At 42.2% G+C, this 2,883-nt stretch carries 4 protein-coding genes; all 4 read left to right on the plus strand.

The genetic code is table 11. The features are described from left to right. Window positions 1–98 precede the first annotated feature (98 nt). Complete coding sequence (locus A3757_RS09780; protein WP_068553397.1) at window positions 99–1,163, plus strand: pilus assembly protein PilM; 1,065 nt, start codon at window positions 99–101, stop codon at window positions 1,161–1,163. Beyond that, the gene (locus A3757_RS09785) at window positions 1,163–1,747 is read left to right on the plus strand and encodes a PilN domain-containing protein (RefSeq protein WP_068553392.1); all 585 of its coding nucleotides are present in this window, start codon (window positions 1,163–1,165) and stop codon (window positions 1,745–1,747) included. The genes A3757_RS09780 and A3757_RS09785 overlap by 1 nt, the downstream gene beginning before the upstream one ends. Further along, window positions 1,747–2,433 (plus strand): type 4a pilus biogenesis protein PilO, encoded by a 687-nt coding sequence (locus A3757_RS09790; protein ID WP_082865054.1) that lies wholly within the window; start codon window positions 1,747–1,749, stop codon window positions 2,431–2,433. The genes A3757_RS09785 and A3757_RS09790 overlap by 1 nt, the downstream gene beginning before the upstream one ends. Then, window positions 2,433–2,883, plus strand: a 451-nt coding sequence (locus A3757_RS09795; RefSeq protein ID WP_068739501.1) for a pilus assembly protein PilP, incomplete at its 3' end; no start/stop codon positions are given. The genes A3757_RS09790 and A3757_RS09795, both read left to right, overlap by 1 nt.

Here is a 2,883-nt window from a genome sequence, read left to right on the forward strand (position 1 = left end):
GAGTGTTATAAGTAAAAAAATGTACATTGAGGTGTGAATAATAGATTCATAAGTACATCTCAATCAAAGTAGCTGCCATTAATTTAATGGGTTTTCGCGTGTTTGGATTATTTGGAAAGAAAAAAGATTCCTTGTTAGGAATCGATATCAGTTCTTCTTCAGTAAAATTATTGGAGTTGTCAAAGAATGGTGAAAAGTTCCGCGTAGAGAGTTACGCCGTGGAACCGCTACCTAGTAACTGCGTAGTAGAGAAGAATATTAATGACTCGGAGTTGGTTGGTGAAGTCATCGGAAAGGTGGTGACTCGCTCGCGTGCTAATAGTCGATTAGCTTCTGCTGCCGTTGCGGGTTCAGCTGTTATCACCAAAACCATACAAATGGCGGGTGGGCTTAACGAGTCTGAGCTGGAAAATATGATCGTTGTCGAGGCTGATCAATATATACCTTATCCTCTTGATGAAGTGGCTATCGACTTTGAAGTGCTTGGCGAGTCAGAGTCGGGCGCTGACCAGGTTGATATATTATTAGCTGCTTGTCGAAAAGAGAATGTTGAACTTCGGGAAGAAGCCCTGGAAATTGGTGGCTTAACATCGAAAGTTATCGATATCGAAGCTTACGCAATTGAACGATCCTTTGAACTTGTCGGTTCGCAAATTGGCGTTGAAGGTGAAGAGCAGACAGTCGCAATTGTCGATGTTGGCTCAACGATGACGACATTGAGCGTACTTGCCGATGGCAAAACGATCTATACAAGAGAGCAGTTATTTGGTGGGCGTCAACTGACAGAAGAAATTCAGCGACGTTATGGCTTATCTTTTGAAGAGGCCGGGCTAGCTAAAAAGCAAGGTGGCTTGCCAGATGACTACGAGCGTGAAGTCTTAGCTCCTTTCAAAGAGGCAGTCGTTCAACAAGTCGCCCGTTCATTACAGTTCTTCTTTTCCTCAAGCCAATATAATGAAGTCGATTATGTCGTGCTTGCTGGTGGTGTTGCGTCAATAAATGGACTTGTAGAACTGGTTGAAGAGAAAGCAGGGATCAAGACTATAGTGGCTAACCCTTTCGTTGATATGACCCTAAGCTCGAAGGTGAATGCGTCTGCTTTAAGTAATGATGCACCTTCTTTGATGATTGCTTGTGGTTTGGCTATGAGGAGTTTTGATTAATGCCTTCTATTAACCTTAGGCCGTGGCGAGAAGAACTCCGAGCCGAGAAACAGAGGAATTTTATTACCTCGTTGATCGGTGTCCTTGTTGTTGCAGTGGTACTTGTATTCCTGTGGCAAGACTATGTTAGTTCCGAAATTGAAACTCAAAAGTCTCGAAATAATTATTTAAGCTCTTCAATGGCTGAGCTGGATAAGAAAATTAAAGAGATCAAAGAGCTGAAAAAAGAAAAGAAAGAGCTTTTGGATAGAATGAAGGTCATTCAGGACTTACAGGGAACACGCCCGGTTATCGTTCGTGTGATGGATGAGTTGGTGAGAACACTTCCAGATGGTCTTTATTATGAAAGCCTTGAGCGAAAAGAGGATCTCATAGAGATTACGGGTTTGGCTGAATCTAATAACCGTATTTCAGGTTTGATGCGAAACTTTGAAACATCAGTCTGGTTTTCTAACCCTAATCTGAAAGACGTGAGTGCGATTAAAGGTGATGACGGGACTCTAAATAGTTTTGATCTTAGTGTTAAGCAGGTGACGCCTGAGTTAGCTGAAGATCAGGAATCAAGTGAAAAGGGGACTAAATAGTGGGTTTTTCTGAATCTATGGAAAGCCTGAAAGGCTTTGATCCCAATGATATAGACTTTAATAATGCAGGCTCATGGCCTGCACCTGTTAAAGCGGTCGTTTTAGTTGTTGTATTTTTAGTATTGATTGTAGGCGGTTATTTCTTCCTGATTCAGGATCAATATACTGAATTTGATAGAGTCGCTGCAGAAGAAGCAAACTTGAAGCAACAATATGAAAGTAGAGCGTATAAAGTGGCAAATCTGGAGGCTTTTCGTCTGCAGATGGACGACATGAAAAAATCTTTTGGTGTGCTTCTTAAGCAGTTACCTGCAAAAACAGAGGTTCCGGGTCTACTTGAAGATATTACCAATACCGGGCTGGGAAGTGGCTTAGAAATTGAGTCTATTCAGTTGAAACCCGAGGTTTCTAAAGAGTTCTATGTTGAATTGCCAATGGAGATCGTGGTTGCCGGCACTTATCATGACATTGCGTCTTTTGTGAGTGGTGTTGCAAGCTTGCCTCGAATCGTGACTTTGCATGATATGAATATTTCCAAGATGCAGAGTAAGTCTAAAGGAAATAGTCAGGGGCGCAGCAGTCATAAGCTGCAAATGACTGTGCAAGCGAAGACATATCGTTATGGTACTGAGGCAGACAGAGAAAAAAGTAGGCAATCTAAGAAGAAGAAAGGGAGGAGAAGATAATGAATAAAATTTTCTTGTCTCTCGTGCTCGTATCAAGTGTTCTATTGAGTGGTTGTGGTACGAGTAGTGGCTTTGGTGATTTAGATCGCTTTATGGCAGAGGCTGATGCCAAGCCGCGTGGAAAAATAGAGGCTTTGCCTGAAGTACAAGTATATAGAGCATTTACATACAGTGCTGCGAATAGACGTTCACCTTTTTTGCCGCCTGAAGATGTTGTGGTAAGCGTGGTAGAGATACAAAAAGATCAAAGTAACGTTAAGCCGGATTTTGATCGAGTTCCTGAGGTTCTGGAGTCATACTCTCTAGGGCAGTTAAAAATGGTTGGTACGCTTCAGCGAAATGAACAAGATATTTTGTGGGCGCTGATTGCTGATGAGTTGCAGAGCGTACATATGGCCAAGGTTGGGCAGTATATGGGTAAAAACCATGGCCGAATTGTAGATGTAAGAG

It is taken from the genome of Oleiphilus sp. HI0117, assembly GCF_001635235.1.

Bases quoted from the DNA above. Each gene is read 5' to 3' on its own strand.
- A3757_RS09785 (WP_068553392.1), top strand. From the start codon at position 1,163: ATGCCTTCTATTAACCTTAGGCCGTGGCGAGAAGAACTCCGAGCCGAG.